At 68.4% G+C, this 19,325-nt stretch carries 14 protein-coding genes; 4 read left to right on the top strand and 10 right to left on the bottom strand.

Annotated features, from left to right (window positions below):
* The 5 genes from G6O54_RS27045 to G6O54_RS27025 form a co-directional block, all read right to left on the bottom strand.
* Positions 1–2,766, bottom strand: a 2,766-nt coding sequence (locus tag G6O54_RS27045) for a hypothetical protein (protein ID WP_205679054.1), incomplete at its 3' end; no start/stop codon positions are given.
* Between the two features lie 500 nt (positions 2,767–3,266).
* Positions 3,267–4,469 (bottom strand): glycosyltransferase, encoded by a 1,203-nt coding sequence (locus G6O54_RS27040; RefSeq protein ID WP_165230365.1) that lies wholly within the window; start codon positions 4,467–4,469, stop codon positions 3,267–3,269.
* Between the two features lie 421 nt (positions 4,470–4,890).
* Positions 4,891–7,452 (bottom strand): YfhO family protein, encoded by a 2,562-nt coding sequence (locus G6O54_RS27035; RefSeq protein WP_165230363.1) that lies wholly within the window; start codon positions 7,450–7,452, stop codon positions 4,891–4,893.
* 55 nt (positions 7,453–7,507) lie between these two features.
* Positions 7,508–9,178: a glycosyltransferase family protein gene (locus tag G6O54_RS27030; RefSeq protein WP_165230361.1), complete on the bottom strand. Its 1,671-nt coding sequence runs from the start codon at positions 9,176–9,178 to the stop codon at positions 7,508–7,510.
* Complete coding sequence (locus tag G6O54_RS27025; protein ID WP_165230358.1) at positions 9,179–10,972, bottom strand: TIGR03960 family B12-binding radical SAM protein; 1,794 nt, start codon at positions 10,970–10,972, stop codon at positions 9,179–9,181. It abuts the gene before it with no gap.
* Positions 10,973–11,202: 230 nt separating this feature from the next.
* Here G6O54_RS27025 and pdxA point away from each other — a divergent pair, with 230 nt between their 5' ends.
* A complete protein-coding gene (pdxA, locus tag G6O54_RS27020; protein ID WP_165230356.1) occupies positions 11,203–12,291 on the top strand; it encodes a 4-hydroxythreonine-4-phosphate dehydrogenase PdxA in 1,089 nt (362 codons plus the stop codon).
* 15 nt (positions 12,292–12,306) lie between these two features.
* Here pdxA and G6O54_RS27015 read toward each other — a convergent pair whose 3' ends face one another.
* Both G6O54_RS27015 and G6O54_RS27010 read right to left on the bottom strand, forming a co-directional pair.
* Positions 12,307–13,488, bottom strand: coding sequence for a hypothetical protein (locus G6O54_RS27015; protein ID WP_165230354.1), 1,182 nt, complete (start codon positions 13,486–13,488; stop codon positions 12,307–12,309).
* Between the two features lie 75 nt (positions 13,489–13,563).
* Entirely contained in the window at positions 13,564–14,259 is a 696-nt protein-coding gene (locus G6O54_RS27010; RefSeq protein ID WP_165230352.1) for a hypothetical protein, read from the bottom strand.
* Between the two features lie 243 nt (positions 14,260–14,502).
* Between G6O54_RS27010 and G6O54_RS27005 the strand changes: the two genes are divergently transcribed.
* Together G6O54_RS27005 and G6O54_RS27000 are read left to right on the top strand one after the other, a co-directional pair.
* Positions 14,503–15,732 carry a heparan-alpha-glucosaminide N-acetyltransferase domain-containing protein gene (locus tag G6O54_RS27005; protein WP_165230350.1) on the top strand — a complete coding sequence of 410 codons (1,230 nt, stop codon included), beginning with the start codon at positions 14,503–14,505 and terminating at the stop codon, positions 15,730–15,732.
* A 319-nt stretch (positions 15,733–16,051) separates the two neighbouring features.
* Positions 16,052–16,933, top strand: coding sequence for an MBL fold metallo-hydrolase (locus G6O54_RS27000; protein ID WP_165230349.1), 882 nt, complete (start codon positions 16,052–16,054; stop codon positions 16,931–16,933).
* Here the strand turns inward: G6O54_RS27000 and G6O54_RS26995 are convergent.
* Genes G6O54_RS26995 through G6O54_RS26985 form a run of 3 tightly spaced genes read right to left on the bottom strand, consistent with a single transcriptional unit; the run spans position 16,917 to position 18,163 of the window.
* Complete coding sequence (locus G6O54_RS26995) at positions 16,917–17,585, bottom strand: GNAT family N-acetyltransferase (RefSeq protein WP_165230347.1); 669 nt, start codon at positions 17,583–17,585, stop codon at positions 16,917–16,919. The genes G6O54_RS27000 and G6O54_RS26995 overlap by 17 nt on opposite strands.
* Before the next feature lie 10 nt (positions 17,586–17,595).
* Positions 17,596–17,835 (bottom strand): hypothetical protein, encoded by a 240-nt coding sequence (locus tag G6O54_RS26990; RefSeq protein ID WP_165230344.1) that lies wholly within the window; start codon positions 17,833–17,835, stop codon positions 17,596–17,598.
* A gap of 22 nt (positions 17,836–17,857) precedes the next feature.
* Positions 17,858–18,163 (bottom strand): Rieske (2Fe-2S) protein, encoded by a 306-nt coding sequence (locus G6O54_RS26985; protein ID WP_165230341.1) that lies wholly within the window; start codon positions 18,161–18,163, stop codon positions 17,858–17,860.
* A 173-nt stretch (positions 18,164–18,336) separates the two neighbouring features.
* On the opposite strand from G6O54_RS26985, the gene G6O54_RS26980 reads away from it, so the two are divergent.
* Entirely contained in the window at positions 18,337–19,278 is a 942-nt protein-coding gene (locus G6O54_RS26980) for an NHL repeat-containing protein (RefSeq protein WP_250847111.1), read from the top strand.
* Positions 19,279–19,325: the final 47 nt, after the last annotated feature.

Below are 19,325 nucleotides of genomic sequence, written 5' to 3'. Positions count from 1 at the left end.
GTAGGCATACGTCGTGACCTTGCCCAGCTCGTTGGTGGCGGAGGCGACGTTCCCCTTGGCGTCGTACGACAGGTAGGCGGAGGCCGGGCCGGGGTAGGTGACGGTGAGTAATCGGTCCTGCGAGTCGTAGCCCAGGCTGGTGGTGTGGTTCAGCGGGTCGGTGACGGTCGCCAGGCGGCCCGTCGCCGAGTACGTCATCGTCGTCAGGTCATTGAGAGGGTCGCGGACGCCGATCAGGTTGCCGTTGAGGTTCCCCGAGACGCCGCCGCCGCTGTCGTAGGTGTAGGTCGTGATCTTGCCGCGCGGGTCGGTCGCCGACGTGACCTCGGAGTAGGAATTGTAGCTATAAGCGATGGTGCTCCCGTCGGGCCGGGTCTGGCCGGTGAGGTTCCCCTTCGCGTCGTAGGCGGACGTCGTGACGCGGCCCAGGCCGTCGATGCTCACCTTCGGCAGGCCGTTGGCGTCGATCAGGCTGGTGGAGGCGTTGCCGGCCGGGTCCAGCGGCTGGCTGCTGACGCCGAGCCCTCGCCAGTCCGGCCGGATCGACCAGGCTCGCCCCAGCGGATCGGTGTACGTGGAGGACGACTCGCTGAAGATGTTGTAGCCCGTCGAGCCGGTCGAGGAGTACCCTTGCTCCTGGAAGGCGGAGAAGAGCTGCGTGCTGCTGTCCGATCGCGTGATCGTCCCCACCCGCCCGGCGGAGTCGTACGCGATCGTCTCCAGGTTGGTGCGTGCGTCGGCGATCGACGTCAACCGATGGGAGGAATCGTACGTGTACGTGTTGACCGCAAGGTCGGGGTACTTGACCGTGGCGAGGTTGGCGCCGCTGTGCGTGAAGGTGGTGATGCGGCTGGCGGGGTCGGTGATCGTCTGGAGCTTGGCCGATCCGTCGTAGGCGAAGGTCGTGATCTTGCTATAGGGGTCGGTGATCGTCGTCAGCTTGCCATTGGTGGCGTCGTAGGCGAAGGTCGTCCGCAGCCCGTTGCGATCGACGACCGACGATTCGTAGCCGTCGGCCGAGCGGAAATTCAGCTTCGTGCCGTCCTTGAGCGTGCGGGTGAAGCTGCCGTCGCCGTTCTGGACGAGCGTGGAGAAGTCGCCCGAGGGGGTGACGTAGCTGCCGCCGCTGAGCGCGAACCAGAGGCTCGTCCCGTTGCCGGTGAGCACGGCCGCGCCGCTGCCGCTCGAGAGGACCCGCTGCCAGCCCGCGAGCGTCCACCCGGCGCCGAAGGCGTTGGCCGACTCGTTGATCACGGTCATCGAGCCGCTGTACGTGGTCGTGACGAGGCTCGTGTACGAGTCGGCGATGGTGGCCGTGTAGCTGTAGCGGCCGGTGCTCAGCGAGCTGACGTCGTCCTGGAGGCCCATCTGGAGGATGTCGCCCCCTTCCAGGGCCGAGGTCCCGGTATACGTGGTCGTCGAACCGGCCGCCGCGCCCACGGTCACCTGGCCGGTGACCTGGGTCGGCGGGTCGGGGCTCTCGTTGATCGTGTGGCGGGCGACGAAGATCGGCTTCGGGTCGGCCGAGAGCGAGTTGTACTCGAGGGAGAGGCCCGCGATGTTGGGGTTGTACGAGGGGAGGTTGATCGTCGTGTGCAGCGCCCCGGTCTGGCTGACGATCGATGCGTACTGGGCGGGGATCTCGTCCCCGCCGGGTAGGACCAGGTCCGACGGCATCACGTCGGAATAGGTGGGGGTGGTGATCCCCGTGGCGCCGCTGACCGCCGGGACGTAGATCGGATAGCTCTTCGTCGCGATCGTGCCGTTGTGCGCCGTGATCGTGAGGACGATCGTCCGGATGCTCGCGACCGAGTTGTTCGCGGCCCAGGTGAATGTGAGATGGGGCGAGTTGGCACCGGAGATACTGCCGGCGACGACGACCGAAGGGGCGGCCGTGAGTGACGAGGTATCCCAGCTATAGGTGTTCGCATAGTACGTGATGGGGAACGTCAACGTCCCCCATTTCATGGCCTGGGCGCGATAGTCGGCGGCACCGCCCATGTTGGCGATCTGCTCGAAGCCCTCGAAGAGTGTCGTGCCGCTGACGTAGTCGACGCTGTGCCACGTCTTCCAGACGTAGATGGTGTTGGGATGGATCTTGTTCCAGCGCCCGTTCAGCAGGCTGGACGCCGAGTCCTGGCCCGAACGAGCCACCGCCGATGAGTCCAAGGCCGTCGAGGCGGACGCCGCCGCGGCGAGCGGGGCCGCGGAGGCCGGCGCCGTGATGTTGAGCCGGGAGATCACGCCGGTCGAGGTGGTGGGGAACGAGGCCGGCGCGGAGACCTGCGAGCCGACGGCCGGGCCGCCCGCGTTCCCGCCAGTCCTCGCCGGCACGGCGGGGCCCGAGATTCCGCCGGTCGGCTCGGATGGGCGAGGAACCAGCGTCAGCCAGTCGCCATCGGAGGCTGGCCTGTTCACGCCGACCGCCGGAAGTGGGGCCCCTCTTCCGGCGGATGGCACACCCGACCGGGATCTCAGCATGGGGACGAGGTCGATCGTCCGCGCGGGGCTTGAATCCGCCACGGCCGGCGCCTGGCCCGCCGGGGCGGTGGGCCGACCGATCCGGGCTGTTGCCGGTGCCGCGCCGGCCCGGTCGTCCTCCCGGCCGAGGATCGTGCTCAGGCCCAGCGGGATGCCCAGGCTCAGGGCCGTCAGGCTGATGGGCTCGGTGACCATCACCCGCTGCTCGATCTGGTCGAGCGTGTCGAACTTGAGCGCCATGCGCGCACGGCGGCGCTCGGTGAAGGTCAGGCGCAGCTTGCTCATGATGCGATCCCTCGGCCTTCGCGGACCGTTCCCTCATCACCCCGAACGCCCCGGCGCATGCCGCGTCCGCGGGGTGACGCCCCAGTCGGTATCAGTCGATCGAGCCGAGCCCCGTCCGGACGGCCCGGTTCCCCGGATGCCATCCCGCGAGCTCGCATGAGAAGTTAACGATAGGATCAAATCGAAAGAGGTTCTTTTGGACGGGTGGCGATGATAAGCCAGATCCAGGCCATGTCAAGAAATTTGTCTCCGCCGGCTGGTCGATTTCGACCATGTTTTGCCGACGGCGGGGCGCCGATGAAATCCTTAAGTCCTTGCCGGATTGCGGCTTCGAGGGATCGTTAACGGCGGCACAAAATCCCGGAAAAATTTGTTTCGAGTCATGAAGACTCGCCTTCACTTTTGCGCGTATTTCCGACCATTCGAGTCTTGGGGGAATGAATGAGCGCTTGTTTTTTGACAAGGAAGAACATGAGAAGACGGAATGTAATGGTCATGGGTCAGGATGGGCGATCGTGGTTCTGGATAGGATGCAGCGCATGCTCGAACTGCCCCGCGATCTCCGCGGGATCCCAGCGGCGGGATTCCCGCAGGGCGAGCTCGCGATGCCGTGCCTCGAAGTCCGGGTCGTCCCAGAGCCTCTCAAGGATGGCCAGCCAGGGGGCGACCTCGCGGGCGGTCGGGATCTCCAGGGAGCTCGGCATGTATTGTTCAGGAATGGTGAAGAGGAAGCCGGCGTCGCCGAGCGTCTCCGGCAGCGCCCCGCGGTCGCTGGCCAGCACGGGGATGCCGTTGGCCAGGGCCTCCACCGGCACCCGGCCCAGGGATTCGCGCCAGAGCGACGGGACGAGCACGGCCCGGCTGACCTTGTAGAAGTCGCGCGGGTCGGGCGTGACGGCCATCCGGTGGAGGTTCGCCAGCCCGGAGAGGTCCACCGGCAGCCGGCCCAGGGCCTCGGCCGTGCCGCGGCCCTCGACGACCAGCAGCGGGATGTCCGGGCGGCGGGCGTTGAGCTCGATCGCGATCCGGGCGAAGACGGTCATCCCCTTGGCCGGCTGCGGGTTCACGAACGTGACGTAACGAGGGACTCGCTCGGCCTCGGGGACGACCACCCGCGACAGGTCGATGGCGTTGGAGATCACCGGCCCGTCCAGGCCGAGGAGCCGGGCGTGATGGCGGCGGGAGAACTCCGAGGGGAAGATGACGACGTCCGCGTCCTCGAAGGCGATCCGGTCGCGGTAGCCGAAGTTGTGCAGGTGGAACGCCACCCGGATGCCGCGAGCCCTCGCCCGCCGCATCAGCTCGAGGCTCGCCGGGTGGCCGCCGTAGGTGAGCAGGGCGTCGGGTCGGAAGCGGTCGAGGACCTGCGTGGCCAGCTCGAGGAAGCTCGCCGATTCCTCCCGGTCCGGCGATCGCTCCGCGCGGCTCGACCGGGTGGCGAGGATCGTGCACCTGACGCGCCCCGCCTCCACGTCGATGACCTCCGCGGCGCGCCCCCCGCCCAGGTCCGCCGCGAACCGAGCCGTCGGCAGCCCGAGCGTGCCGAGGGCCTGGCCCAGGGACGTCTCCTCCTCATAGTCGAGCACTCCGGCCGTGAACGCCCGGCACTCGGCCCCGCGGCTCGAGAGCAGCTCCCGCGTGGCGATCGCCGCGCCGCTGGAGGGGTCGAGGAGGCAATGGGTCGAGGAGAAGAGGAGTCGCATGGGGGAGGCGCCTGTCCGGATGTGCCGATTGCCACGGCGCGATTGTAGAGGCACGCGCGCCGATTTTCTCCATTTTTGTGAAACTCGGAACGGGCTCGTCGGGACTGTATTGAGTAGGGAGAGATTCTTGCGCGCCGTGCGTGCGGGAACCTCGGAAGGCTCCTTGACAATTCGGTCTCGGTGAGGAACGCACCGGCGCCGGCCCGCGCGGAGGACGCGGGCCGGCGGAATTGGCAGAAAATGGGGGGCAAAGCCAATCGAAAACCAGCGCCTAATGCATTTCAGGATAAGGATTTGCGGATAACATTCAACGTCGGCGATCCGACAAACGAAGCCAATCGCGACCGGGCAATCCGGGCCTGTGGGCGAGGGGTCATGTCGGGGTCCGGAAGGGGATGTCCGCTCACCCGGACTGGGACCGTCACTGGCGGAATTCCTTCATCGCTTCGATCCCGGCGCCCCAGGTGAAGCGATGGAAGGAGTTCTTCCAGCGGCTACTCGAATGGACCTGGAAGCCGGGGCCGATGGCGATCACGGACGCCGCGATGATCGCGATCGACGCGAACACGAGGACGAATCGAGCCCGGGGGAGTTGAGGCAGGATCGCGTGACTCGTTAAGTCTGATGCGGATGCACGACCCATCAGCAGCAGGAGGATCGCGAGCACGACGCCGGCCGCCGAGATGGCCGCCCCGGTCATGAAGCCGGCCGGGCGGTATCGGAAAATGACCCGGTGCGGACCGGCGGGGAGATAGACCGCCCGGAAGGCGACGTAGGCGGGGCGGATCTCGGCGGGCTGGCCGTCCACCGTCGCGGACCAGCCGGGGTCGAACGTGTCCGCCAGGAGGAGGTAGGAAGGGCCCTCCGATTTCGTCTCCACGGCCACGAGCTCGGGGAGATCCTCGACGATCTCCGCCCGGCCGGATGCCTCGACGGCCTCCGACAGGGGACGCGTCGGATCCTCCACGATGATCCGGTGACGGTTCTCGGCGCCCAGCTTCTCCAGCAGCGCCGCGGCTTCCGCGTCGTCTTTTGCATAGGCGGGCAGGCCGAGGAGCCTGGCCCGGGGGAGGGCCCGCGTGTTGCGGTGGAGGAAGGCCGAGCCGACCGGCTTGCTGGGGGTGAAAGCCTCGCGCTGGCCCCGGCCCACGACGACGTGGGTTACGCTCTCGAGGTCGAATCGGCCGCAGCCCGGATGGTTCGCGGCATCGAAGTAGTCGAGGAGGCGCTTGGACCTCATCGGTGTCTCGCCCTTGTCACCGCGCAGTCCCCAGGCCGCCGAGAGGCTCCAGTCCAGGGGATCTCGGACGCGGAGGAAGTCCACCGGCTCCGAGGCATAGCCCGGCTCGCCCGAGTGCTTGTCGCCGTCGCCGAAGACGCGAATGAAATCCGGGTCGGACCGGAGCCGCTCGACGGTCGCCGGGGGCTTCGTCCAGTATTCGGGGGCGACCGTCGGCGCATCCCAGGCATGCGCCGAGGACAGGTCCATGAGGACCAGGATCGGCAGGATCCAGGCGAGCCTCGAACGGAGCGGCTCGCTCGCGGATCTCGCCATCCTCGATGCCACGATCAGGCCGGTGACGACGATCGCGAGGTTGCGGGCCACGCCCCGGAGGAGCTCCTGCCCGAGCCATCGGTATCGCTCGAGGTGGTAGGGCTGGCTCCATCGCCGGGGGGTCGTCCAGACCGGGGAATAGATGTACGCCAGGATCAGGGCCGATGCCACCGCCAGCACGAGCAGGAGCCGGACCGCCCCGCCGAGCCGGACGGCGCCCGGTCGCGAGAGCCGCTCCACGCCGACCGCCGCCATCGCCGCCACCGCCAGCGAGACCCAGAGGACGAACCGCGCCGGTTCTCGGGAACTGCCCAGGATGGGGATCCGGTGGGCGTGGTCGAAGAGGAAGGTGAACTTGCCCAGCATGAGCAACCCGCCGACGACCGCCAGCCCCGACCAGAATCCCGTCCAGCGATCATGGCGCCCGGGCCCGCCGATCCCGACGAACGCGAGCGCCAGCCCGAGCGCCCCCAGGTAGGCATCCATCTCGTGATATGGATAGAAGCCGTCCATCCAGTCCGTGTCGCGGGCGCGGCTGCCGTAGGCCTCACGCATCAGGAGCGTCGGCAAGAGCTCGGGGGACCACGACGCATAGGTGAGGTCGTTGTAGCTGAGCCCCCCCGCCCGCGGCGATCGGTCGAGCAGCTCCTTGGACGGGATCCATTGGATGGCCGAGAGCAGCACGCCCAGGATGACGAGCGCGGCGGCCATGGCCGGGTCCCGCCACCGGGCCGGGCCGGCGCCGGCGGTGAGGCCGCGGAATCCGCCGTAGCAGGCGACCATCCCGGCCGTCAGGAGGACATCCTGGAGGTGGCCGGCAAAGACCTGACAGGCCATGGCCACCGCCCCGATCACGACCCCGCGCCAGTGGCCCCGGTCCCACGACCATTCCAGGGCCCAGATCATGATCGGGACGCTCGCCAGGGCGTTGATCATGCTGGTGTGGACCAGGTGCGCCCAGGTGAAGCCGCCGATCCCGAAGATCGCGCCGCCGGTCAGGGCGGCGGCCGGCCCGACATGCCGCCGGAGCCAGCCGTACGTGCCGGCACCCGTCAGCCAGATGGACAGGATCGTATCCAGGTTGAAGGCCTTCCAGGTCTCGATCCAGGGATAGAGGATGTACTTGAGCGGGTGGAGATACCCGGCCTGGCTCTCGCTGTAGAGGGGCAGCCCACAGTAGAGCCAGGGGCACCAGCGGGAGAATCGCCCGGCGCGAAGCTCCTCCGCGAAGAAGGCGCGGTAGGGGTAGTTGATCTCGGTGATGTCGAAGTAGAAGAGCGCACCGTGGAGACGCACCGCGTCCCAGAAGAGCCAGGCGACGGTGGCGCTCCAGAGCGCCAGCGCCAGGGCGTCTGGCCAGCCCCAGGCCGTCTTGCGGAACCAGGTTTCGGCGGGGTCGGCCGCCGGCACGTCATCGCCCACGGGCATTCCTTTCCGACACTTCGACGCGGCCGAGGGCGGCGGTCAGTGGGACTCGAACGGGTCATCGCGCGGGATTCGGCCCGCGGCTCCCGGTCGCGGGCCAGTCGAGGATCGTCAGGCCGCCTTCTCGGTGGAGCACCCTCGCCCCATCGCGGAGGGCCGCCTCGACGAATGGCCCGCCTTGGGGCGTCCGGCGAGCGACCAGGATCCGCGGGCGGTTGCCTGGCAGGCCCGCCGACCATTCCGGGAATCGGTCGGGGTAGATGGAGTACGGCACGCCCCGGACTACTCCGCCGCGGAGGAACGAAAGCCGATAGACGTCCCAGTAATCGCCGAGGATCGCCGACACGTCCGGATGCTCTTCCAGCCACCGAAGCGCGGGGTCGTCCACGCGTCTCCGGGTCGGCAGATTCCGTCCATCGAGCCAGCCAAGTCGACGATACCATGAGCCGGCGTCCCAGGTGAACAGGATCGCGAACAAGGCCGCGCACGAGGCCGCCGCGACGATCCGGCCGGCGGAGCTCCGGGCCCAGTGGTCGAGGAGTAGCCCGAAACCGAGCGGCCAGGGGATCAGCCAGAGGACGAGGTATCGATAGTTGTCCGCATTGAAGATGTTCCGATTGATCACGAACGCCGCCGCGATGGCTGCCGAGCAGGCGACGAGCCCCGCCGACATCGACCTGGCCGCGGCATCCGGGGCCGACCGAGCGGCGAGGGCGAGCGCCCCTGCCCCGGCGGCGAAGAGCCCCAGCGACAGGGCCGTCAACGGATAGGCCGTCCAGCCGACGGCCTTCCGGGCCGCGACTCCCGTCCAGAGCGGTCCCCCTTCCCCGAGCCTGGACGGGTCGGGATCGGCCTCCAGGCCCGGCAGTCGATGTCCGGCGATCAGGCGGGGAACGCACTCGAGCAGGAGGATTCGCGCGTGCTCGCGGAGCAGTCCGGGCTCGAGGCTCCCGACGAACTGCTCGTGATAGGGGTCATGCGGATCCACCATGGCCCCGATCCAGCGGGGCGCAACCCCGACCAGGAAGCCCAGGGCCAGGACGAGGACCGAGGCGGCCCGCGAGCGGATGCTCCCCTGGCCGACCGGCCGGCAACCCCGGAGGGCCGCCAGCCCGCCGGCAAGGCCCAGGCCCAGGAGGGTCATGAGGAACATCGAATCGCCGTAGAGCCCGAGCCCGCACCAGATCCCTAGCCAGGTCGAGCGGAACAATCCGCCGCGGCGAGTGAGCCCTAGCCAGAAGACCCAGGCCCAGGCGCTCCAGGCGGCGACCAGGAGGTGGCCGCCGGTGATCCGGCCGGAAAGCCAGATCATGCCCGTGGACGAAAACGTCAGGGGGACGAGGCTCCAGAGCGCCGGGCCGCGGCCGTAGGCGAGCCTGGCCAGTTGAAAGACGCCGACGAGCAGGAGGACGTGCGCGACCGCACCGCCGCTGACCAGCGTCATCGCGTTCGCACCCCAGATCGACGCCTGCGGCAGGCTGAGGAGGACCGCGAGGGTGCCGCTGAAGGGCGTGCCGGGATAGTGCCAGCGCCCGTGCCCGTGCATGGCGTGGATCAGCGTCAGCCCGTCCACGGCCAGGTCGCTATCAAGATGGGAGGGTGCGTTCAGGATCAGGGGGGCGCGGAGCAGGAGGCACCAGGCCGCGGCGCCGAGGAGGCAGGCGACGACAGCCGCATCGATCCGTCCCTCGGATTGGCTCGTCGGTCCGTCCGGAAGAGTCGGCGGCACTCAGACCGCCCCCGCCATGGCCTCGAGCTGGACCACCGAGCGATTCTGCTCCTTGGCCAGGTAGTCGCGACCATACTTGATGTGGATGTGGTCCCAGGGCAAGACCTCGTCCACCGCCCGCTCGCGGTGGCTGTAGAAGGGGACGTCGATGCCCATGTCCTCGAACGTCTTCCACCAGAGCCTCGAGTCGAAGTGCTCCGTCCAGGCGTCGAGCCGGGCACCCCGTCGCCAGGCCTCCTCCACGGCCGCGGCCACGCGCCGGTCGCCGCGGGTCAGGATCCCCTCGAGCATGCTCCGCTCGACGTCGTGGTACTTCACCGAGACCGACCGCAGCTTGACCCGATTCCGGAGATATCGATGCGCCCAGTGGAAATAGTCGCGGGACTGCATGCCGTTCCACTGGTAGGGCGTATGGGGCTTGGGGACGAAGTTGGACACGGCGGCCGTGACGTCGGCGTATCGCCCCGTGACCTCCTTGCCGATCCGGGCGATCGTCTCGGCCATCTCGACGATGCCGTCGAGGTCCGCTTTGCGTTCGCCGGGCAGCCCGCACATGAAGTAGAGCTTCACCTTGCGCCAGCCGCGACGGAACGCCTCGGCGCAGCCTTCGTAGAGGTCGGCGTTGTTGATCGGCTTGCGGATCTGCTCGCGCATGTCGTCGCGTGCGACCTCCGGGGCGAGCGTCAGCCCGCTCCGACGTCCCTCCTGGAGCAGCGCCGGTATCTTCTTGAGCGTCTCGGTGATCCGCAGGCTGGGGAGCGAGATCTTCACGCCGAGCGGGGTGAAGACCTCGCTCATCCGCGTGACGAGCTCCTCGAAGTCGGGGTAATCGCTCGTGGAGAGCGACAGGAGGCTGATCTCGTCGTACCCGGTGTTCTCGTAGGTCTCGAGCGCCGCCCGGACGATGGTCTCCACGGTCCGGTAGCGGAGCGGGCGCTTGATCACGGTGCTCTGGCAGAACCGGCACTGCCAGGGGCAGCCGCGCATGATCTCGATGGCGATGCGGTCGTGGGCCGTCTCGACGAACGGGACGATCGGACGCGTCGGCAAGGGGGTCCCGTCCAGGTCCTGGATGACGCACGGGCGGATGCTCGCGGGGACGTCCTCGCGGAGCCGGCGGATCTCCACGATCGTCCCGTTTTCGCCGTAGATCGGCTCGTAGAACCTCGGGACGTAGGCCCAGGGGCACTCGGCGGCGATCCTCGCCAGCTTCTCTTCTCGGGAGAGCCCGGTCCCCTTCATGCCCGTCCAGAGCTCGCAGACGACCGGCAGGCTCGGCTCGCCGTCGCCGATCACGAAGAGGTCGATGAACGGGGCCAGCAGCTCGGGATTCTGGCCGCCCGGCCCCCCCGCTAGGACCAGCGTGTCCTCCGGCCCCCGATCCTCGGCGCGGAGCCTGATGCCGCCCAGGTCCAGCATCGTCAGGACGTTCGTGTCGCAGATCTCATACTGGAGGGAGAAGCCGAGGACATCGAAGTCGCGGAGCGGCGTGAACGTCTCCAGGCTGTACAGGGGAAGGCCGTGCTCGCGGAGGCCCGCCTCGAGGTCCGGGAGCGGCGTGAAGACGCGCTCGCAGGCCCACTCGCCGGCATTGAGCAGGCTGTAGAGGACCTGCAGGCCGTGGTGGCTCATCCCGAGTGCATAGGTATCGGGGAAGGCCAGGCAGACGGTCCCGCGGACCGTCGCATGGTCCTTGACGACGCTATTCAGCTCGCCGCCGACGTATTGCCCCGGAGTCCTCACGGTCGGCAGGACGCGTGTCAGGACGAGGTTCTTCAGTTCATGGTTGAGCATCGCTGACCCGCAACGTCCGATTGGGCAAGGGGGGATGGAACCGGCCCATCGTACCCCACGTCACGCCCGCCTGGCCAGCATTTCGGGAACCTCGCGCCGGACGAGCGGGGAAGCCAGGCTCCGCCGAATTGTTCCAGATTGAGACTTGCCGTCGACGCAGGACGCTGCGCATGTATGGAGTCAATTACCGCTCCCGACGCGGGTCGTCCACTTGCGAGGTGAGATCGAACATGTCCGCAGCCGCAGACCGCCCGAGGGTCGCGCTCACGATGGGGGACGTCGCGGGAATCGGCCCCGAGGTGATCGCGCGAGCCTGGTCCGACCCGGTGCTCCACCGCCTTTGCGCCCCCCTGGTCATCGGCGATCCCGGCGTGATGCGACGGGCGATCGCGCTCGTCGGCGCGACGGCCGAAGTCGCGACGATCTCCGATCCCGGCGAGGCCGAACCTCACGCGGAGCGGATCCCTTGCCTCACCCCCCCTGCCCTGCTGAAGGCGGGCACGCTCGCGGATGTGCTCGCGGGCCGGGTCGACCGCCGGGCCGGTTTCGCCGCCCATGAATTCCTCAACCTCGCCATCGATGATGCACTCGGCGGGCGGATCGATGCCATCGTCACCCTGCCGCTGAACAAGGAGTCGCTCCGCCTGGCGGGGGTCCGACATCCCGGGCACACGGAGATCCTCGCGGAGCGTTGCGGCGTGAAGGAGCACGCCATGATGCTCTTCCTCGCGTCGTCGAAGGGGGAAGAGAACGGGGAACAGCACACGCGCGGCAGGCCGGGCCTCGGGGTCGTTCACGTCACGCTCCACGTGGCCCTCCGACAGGTCTTCGACCTGCTCACGACGGACGCCGTGGCCGAGAAGATCCGCCTGGCCGATCGGGCCATGCGCCCCCTCACGCGCGGCCAGGCCCCGCGCGTGGCCGCCTCGTCATTGAACCCCCACGCCGGCGAGAACGGCCTCTTCGGCGATGAGGAGATCCGGATCATCGCGCCGGCCGTGAAGCGAACGCGCGGGGAGGGGATCGACGTCCACGGCCCGTTCCCGAACGACACCCTGTATCCGAAGGCGCTCGCCGGCGCCTATGACGCCGTCGTCGCGATGTATCACGACCAGGGGCACATCGCGCTCAAGACCGCCGGCTTCCGCCGCGCGGTCAACGTGACCCTTGGCCTGCCGATCATCCGGACCAGCGTCGCCCACGGGACCGCCTTCGACATCGCCTGGAAGGGGCTCGCGGATCCGTCCAGCCTGATCGAGGCCGTCCGGGTCGCCGCCCGGCTGGCGGCCGCCCGGTATCCAACCGGGTCGCCCCCTTGAGGCGCCGTGAGGCCGTCAGATCCGGATGATTTCCAGCGTTTGCCATTCGGTTTCGAGGATCCCCGGCCAGACCGATCGGAGATCCGGGTCCGACCAGCCCAGGCTTTCATCGGGCTCCAGGACGGCACGCGCCCGGATCATGCCGGGGCGATCGATGGTCAGGCCCCCCGGATCGCCCAGGGCCCCGATCGGGACCGTCATCGTGTCGGCCCCGTGGCCGCTCAGGACGACGCTCCCGGCCGCGACGGTGCCCTCAATACCCTCGAGCTGGATCCGTATCCGGTGCGCCAGATCGCGCGGCAGCGGACGTCGGATCCGCAGAACCGGCGGATTTCGGATGCCGAGCGATTGATTCAGGGGGAGGATCGAGAGGGCTTCGGATCCGTCGCTCGGGGCCGGTTCCAGGGTCAGTCCCGCCGTCATGGCGCGGCCGTGGGCTTCATCGGGGGCGGCGAGCATCGAGCCCGGTTCGAGCCGCGGGTCGAGCTCGATCGGGAACGGCACCTTGGGCAGCTCGATCTCCCACGGCGTGGTCAGTCCGCGAGTCCGAACCCGCGTCTCCAGGACGAGGCGATGTGGCCCGATCCCCTCGAAATCGCCCGGCATGATCTCGAACGCAAGGCGTCCCGGGCCGGCGACCCAGGGGGACCATTGCTCGAGCGAGGCCCGATGTGCACCGAGGACGCGGTGGGACCACTCGAGGTTGTCCGGCCGCACGCCCGGTCCCGACGGGCGGAGTGCCGGCACGCCGTATTCGACCGCGATCGGGAGCGGACCGCCCAGCGCCCGGGGATAACGGCGGCGGGCTTTCCAGTTGACCGCATAGCCGCGGCGGACGAATCCCTGCTCCTCCTCGGAGACGAGCTGATCCTCGGCCCAGAGGGTGGCGATGGCCGTCGCGGCGGCTTCCCGATGGGCCGGGCCGAGCAACGAGGCGGGATCTCCCATGATCCGGAAAAGCTCCATCAGGCCGGCCCGCTGGAATCCGGCCGCGGCCGCGACCTCCTCCGGTGTGACGTCCGCCTCCAGCAGGCGGGCCACTCCCCGCCTGGTCCTCCACGCCAGCAGCAGCTTCCAGGCGATGCCGAGGATCGTGATCGAGCCGAGGACGATCAGGACGAACGATCGCGGATCCTCGAGCCAGGCGCGGCGGCCGGGCATGTTGGGGCGGCCCGGGCCGACGGGTCCGGAATCCACGTTCGATCGATCTTCTGGGCCTGGCTGCATTCGGCGGCTCGGTTCTTGGGGGCGAATCGGATCGATGCGGCTCCATCAGGCCCGACGTCGCGGATGGCCCGCGGGGACCTTGGGCAGCTTCGGCTTCGCCTCGAGCTCGGGATCGGCATCCCTGGACCTGGCGGGGGCTGGCTCATCCTTGTCGGGCTTCGCACTGGGATGCTCGGGCAGCTCCTCGATGATCGTCGGCTTGCGGAGGCGTGCCCCTTCCTCCGAGGGATCGCTCAAGAGGTCGCGAAGCTCGTCCACCCCGTCCTGGACGTCGTGGACGTCTCGGTGCAGCTCGCGCACCACCTGGCCCAGGCGCTCGACCGGATCATCGGAGCCTTCTCGGTCCGTGAGGATCATGAGGTTGTCTTCCGGCACGGTCCGGTAGGTCAGCGAGCGCTGATCGAGCAGGAGCTTGAGGCCGGTCTTGAGCCGGACGCCACGGAGGTCGAGCTGGACGGTGTCCTGGGGCTTGATCTCCAGGCGGTCCAGGGCCGCAAGATCGAGGACCACGGGACCGCCCAGATCCTGCGACAGCCTGGCGGCCACTTCCGCAAGCGTGGTCGGCTTGGAGAAACGGAAGTCGTAGGGCCTGAGCAACGCGTCCTGGATCGAGGCCGGCGAGCCGGATGACGCCTTGCTCGAACCCCCGGGCTCCGGCTGGGCGCGAAGGGGCCAGTGGAGCGTGAGGGCGATGCCGATGATCAGGCCGGCGGTGAGAGAGAGTACGTTCAGGCGACGCATGCGCCGTCCCTCCAGGGCAGAGATTCGTCCAGCCGAGATTCTAACCAGGCCGGCAAATCGGGGCCAGGTCCGGAGCCGGCGCCGCTCCAGGCAATCGAGAACGACCGCCGTTGCCGCCGGCCACGGGCCCCAGCTACACTTGTGCCTCGACTTCCGACGAAGTGACGTCCTTGTCGGCGAGAGGGCGCGGCCGTCGCGAATCGTCGGACAACCCAGCGGACAATCCCCGGCGCCCGACACGCTATGCCATCGATCGAGAAGACAGCCACGCTCGAAGCCCCTCCTCCGAGGATCAATCGCGACGAGAGTCGGTCCGACTCCAACTGGAAGGAACTGGATCTCCTCCGCGGCTGGGCCGCGTTCCTCATGATCGCGAACCATATCGCGGTCCACTGTCCTGCGGTGGAGACCTCGAGCTTCGTCGGCTGGATGGCGTTCCTGGGCAGCATGGCGCCCGTGATGTTCTTCACGATCACGGGCCTTGGATATGGGGTCCAGTCCGAGGCCCGGAGGCCCCGATCCTGGTCGCAAGTCCTGCCGAAGATCGGCATCCTGCTGGTCGCCGATTCCCTGATGTGGCTCTGGCCGGGCCGGGTGATCGGGCTTGATTTCCTGGGGTTCATCGCGCTGAGCATGCTCCTGCTCGAGTTCGTCCGCGGCCGGCGACACAGTGGCAAGCTCGCGATCCTTCTCTGCGTCCTCGATTTCTCGGTCCGGTTCGTGCTCGGGCCCCTCTGGAAGTCGAAGATGGGCGAGCCGGGCACAGGGCTGGGATTCTGGCTCGGCGTCACGTCCCTGACCGGCTTCTCGTATTCTCCTTCACCCTGGCTGGTCTACCCTCTATTGGGTTACGCGACCGGGAGGCTCGCTGCCCGACAAAGGCCGTGGCTGACTCAGAATCCGACGCGGGCGATGATGGCGATCCTCTCGTGGGCCGTTGTCATGGGGGCACCCGCCGCTTACATCTTCGCCAAGGGCGGGGTGCTGTTTCGCTACGGCACCATGTCGATCGCGTTCTTCCTCCTCAGCCTCGCCTTCCTCGGGCTGAGCCTGGCCGCCTCGCTGCTGCTCGGCCGAGCATCGATCCTGGATCGTTTCACACTGAGCGGCATCCGGAGCCTGGCGATCGTCCCCATCCACTACCTGTACCGAGACCTCCTTGATGTCATCGCGCCGCCGATCGGGTCGGCACCGGCCTACCTGCTGGCAACCGCCGCGGGCGTGGTCCTGTCGTTCATGGCCTCGGACTGGGTACGCCGCGGCTGCGACCGGCTGAGGACGACCCCCCGGCGTGATCGCCTGATCCTCGTCATCTGGCTGGCCGTTGCGTGCTGTGTCTGCGTGGCTGCAACCGGCAAATCGGTCCTGTTCCCGGTCTGGAGCTTGAGGTGGACAGGGCAGATTCTCCTCTGCTTGCTCCTTGGGGCCAATCTCCCCTCGAGACGGCCTGCACCAGACCCCGCTGCAACCTGATTGCCGGGACCGGCGTCGGGGCACTCAGCCCGTGGCGGGGCCCCGATCTCGATGGGTCTCGGGCTCGGCCCGCCGAACATCAAGGCGGTGGTGCGGGTCTGTAACTTGCCAGCGTCGCTTCTCGGTCGGGAGCCGCCGGATCGGGCCTCGCTCGAGGTCGTCCGACGGCCCCCGAAGGGACCCGGCGGCGGCACGCTGGAGGAAACCTGTGCCGTATCGCCGGGATGGGTTTCCCCATTATAATGTAGGGTTCCCGCAAGTACGACGGACTCTTCCGTCGCAGGGTTACGTGGTTTTCAGTCTGTGCAGGAGAGATCGCTTGGCGACCGAACTGGAATCGTCCGTGGAATCGCTCGACCATCCGGTGGACAACGCGCCGGTCCGATCTCTCGCGCACAGGGGACTGACCATCGAGGGGTATTCGCGTGCGGCCGTGCAAACCTACTGGCGGGTGCCGGAGCTGAAGATCGGCTTCGACCTGGGCGCGCAGCCCTGGTCCTTCATGACCACGCCCAACTGGTTCGTGAGCCATTCTCACCTCGACCACATCGCAGCCCTGCCCGTGCTGATCGCTCGTCGCCGGATGCTCAAGATGGAGCCGCCCCGAATCTATTTGCCCGAGGAGGCGATGGAAGGGGTCCAGATGCTGCTTCGCGCCATGCAGCGGCTCGACCGCGGGCGAATGGCCGCGGACCTGATTCCGGTCCGGGCCGGCGACGAGATCGAACTCTCCCGCGAGCTGGTCGTGAAGGCGTTCCCCACCAAGCACACGATCCCGTCGCTGGGCTTCCTGGTCTGGGAGCGTCGGAGGAAGCTGAAGCCCGAGTACCACGACCTGACCGGCGACCAGATCCGGGACCTGCGGCTCTCCGGCGTGGAGGTCTCCGCGGAGATCCGGATCCCCAAGGTCGCCTACCTGGGCGACTCCGCCCCCGCCGGGCTCGACGTCCTGCCGGAGGTCTACCGCGCCGAGATCCTGATCATGGAGATCACCTTCGTCGCCCCCAACGAGCGGCCGGCGCTCATCCACAAGTACGGGCATACCCACCTGGACGACATCGTGGCGCGGGCGGATCGGTTCGAGAACGAGGTCATCATCGCCTCGCACTTCAGCACCCGCCTCCACCCCGACCAGATCCAGCGGACCATCGACCGCCGCCTGCCGGACTCGCTCCGGGGTCGGCTCAAGGTGTGGCTTTGATCGTCGGCGGGGACGATCCGGCCGATTCGACCGGACGGCCCTCCGGTCGATCGGCGATCATGGCCCAGGTCCGTACTCCGAGGACATCGAGCTCGCGGATCGTGGTGAAGCCGAACCGCTCGTAGAGCCGGACGTTTCGCTCGGATTCGGTCTCCAGGAAGCACGGGAAGGCGGGCCGACCGACGCCGATCCGATCCCTGAAGTCGCTCAGCAGGGCGGAACCCACGCCGCGGCCCTGCCAGGTCGGCTCCACGGCGACGGGGCCGACGTGCCAGTGCGGCTCCATCGGATCGTAGGCCTCTCGGGCCTTCATCCAGCGGACCAGGCCCACGGTCGAACGGACCCCGAGCCCGGCGAGGAATCGAGCCGCGAGCCGCAACTGGACGGCCGGGGGGACCTCGCAATGGCCCGGCAGGCTCGCGCCCAGGCCCCCGAGGAAACTCCCGTCGCGATAGGCCCCCAGGACCAGCCCGTGGTCCCGAATCATGGGCAGGACGGCCCCGTAGAACCGCTCGCAGCGTCGCAGCCGCAACCCGGGATCGGGGCCGAAATCCCTCACATGATTCGGATTTCCTGCCATGGCGCGGGCGATCACGGAAGCGGCGTCGGTGATCTCACTCGGGCGAATCTCCCGGATCTCGATGGGGTTCATCGCGGGCCGCTCACGATCTGGGCTGGATCTCGTTCGCCATCGAGTAGATCCCGTGCCCTTCCTTCTTGAGCTTTCCGTCCCTGGCCAGCTCGTCCCAGATGCCGGGGGGATGGCCGGGGGGCGGGGTGATGCCGCCGATCTTCGAGGTCTTGCTGCCGGGGCTGAGGCCGGACTGATCGTCCAGTCGCATCAGCTTCAGGCGCTTCTTGAAGGCCTTGTACGCGTGCTTCTTCTCTTCCTCGGTGGCCATCAGGTCGCCTCCCCCACGAAAATCAGACAAGGACCCAGACCTCATCGCCCCGCCGCTCCGCCGGGAACCGATGGACCGACTGGCCGCGGATCGTGGTGCATCGGCCGTCGGAGACTCGGAACCGCCAGCGGTGGAGAGGACACACGAGCTCGCCGCCTTCCATCCAACCCGCCGCGAGCGAGCCCCCGGCGTGCGGGCAACGATCCGAGAGGGCGACGATCCCCTCCCCGCAACGCAGCAGCGCGAGCCTCAGCCCGGCCACCTCGCGGAACGCGGGGCGCCCCTCGTCCAGCTCGTCCCCCGCGCAGGCGGCATGCCATTCGGCCATCGGGATCAGCCCTCGCGGAGAAACACTCGAGCCGACACCTAGGACTTGCGTCAGAGGATCGCTCGCCAGTAGATTCTAGTCGGCGGCTCGCCCTTTCGCGAGTGCCGGTTCCGCCGGGTTGCGGCCGGGGCCTTGGGTGCACGCTTCGAGGTCCCCCGGCGGGGGTTTCCCGAGTGAACCGACGGAGCAGGGCTCGACCGGGACCGCACATCGCGGCCGTCGTCATGGTCGTCGCCGCCGCCTCGGCCTTCGGTTGCGGGGCCGGCGAGCGGTCGACGCCGGACCTGGTCTGGGGGATCCACGGCACGAAGCCCGGCTGGCTGCACAAGCCCCGGGTCGCCGCATTCGACGATCGCGACGAGCTCTACCTGGCCGACCTGACGGACCGGATCCAGGTCTTCAGCCGCGACGGCCGGTATATTCGCGGGTGGAGGACGCCCGACTTCAACGTCGACGGGCCGAGCGGGCTGACGATCGACCGCCTGGGCCGGCTGCTGGTGGCGGACACGCATTTCTACCGGGTGCTCGTCTATTCGCAGGCGGGCGAGATCCTCTTCCAGATCGGCGACGGGGTCCAGGGGACCACCCCCGGTCGGTTCGGCTATCCGACCGACGTGGTGATCGATCGGGCCGGGAACTTCTACGTCTCCGAGTACGGCGAGAACGACCGGATCCAGGTCTTTTCACCCGAGGGGGAATGGCTCCGCCAGTGGGGCGGTCATGGCTACGAGCCGGGCGAGTTCCTCCGCCCGAGGGCCCTGGCGATGGACGAAAACGAGCAGCTCTACGTCGCCGATAGCTGCAACCACCGGATCCAGGTCTTCGACACCGAGGGGAAGCTTCTTCGTCTTTGGGGCTCTCGGGGCGCGGAGCCCGGCCAGATGAGCTATCCTTATGACCTGGCCATCGGCCCGGACCGGATGCTCTACGTCTGCGAGTACGGCAATCATCGCGTCCAGAAGTTCACCCTGGACGGCCGGCCGATGGGGACGTGGGGGCACTCCGGCCGGGGGCCGGGCGAGCTGAACAACCCCTGGGCCCTGGCGGTGGATAGCGGCGGCGAGGTCTCGGTGATCGACTCCAACAACCACCGCGTGCAGAGGTTCCGGATGTGAGGCGGGCACGAACTCCACGACGGAATCCGGCGCGGGCGGGAGGCGAC

Origin of the sequence: Aquisphaera insulae (assembly GCF_011064615.1) — a bacterium.
In the GTDB taxonomy this organism is placed as follows: Bacteria; Planctomycetota; Planctomycetia; order Isosphaerales; family Isosphaeraceae; genus Aquisphaera; species Aquisphaera insulae.
The sequence above is the reverse complement of the archived record's forward strand: the minus strand, read 5'-3'. Positions and strand labels throughout refer to the sequence as shown.

Coding starts and splice junctions, on each gene's coding strand:
- G6O54_RS27040 (WP_165230365.1), bottom strand. CDS start 4,469: ATGCGACTCCTCTTCTCCTCGACCCATTGCCTCCTCGACCCCTCCAGC.
- G6O54_RS27035 (WP_165230363.1), bottom strand. CDS start 7,452: ATGCCCGTGGGCGATGACGTGCCGGCGGCCGACCCCGCCGAAACCTGG.
- G6O54_RS27025 (WP_165230358.1), bottom strand. CDS start 10,972: ATGCTCAACCATGAACTGAAGAACCTCGTCCTGACACGCGTCCTGCCG.
- pdxA (WP_165230356.1), top strand. CDS start 11,203: ATGTCCGCAGCCGCAGACCGCCCGAGGGTCGCGCTCACGATGGGGGAC.
- G6O54_RS27010 (WP_165230352.1), bottom strand. CDS start 14,259: ATGCGTCGCCTGAACGTACTCTCTCTCACCGCCGGCCTGATCATCGGC.
- G6O54_RS27005 (WP_165230350.1), top strand. CDS start 14,503: ATGCCATCGATCGAGAAGACAGCCACGCTCGAAGCCCCTCCTCCGAGG.
- G6O54_RS26995 (WP_165230347.1), bottom strand. CDS start 17,585: ATGAACCCCATCGAGATCCGGGAGATTCGCCCGAGTGAGATCACCGAC.
- G6O54_RS26990 (WP_165230344.1), bottom strand. CDS start 17,835: ATGGCCACCGAGGAAGAGAAGAAGCACGCGTACAAGGCCTTCAAGAAG.
- G6O54_RS26985 (WP_165230341.1), bottom strand. CDS start 18,163: ATGGCCGAATGGCATGCCGCCTGCGCGGGGGACGAGCTGGACGAGGGG.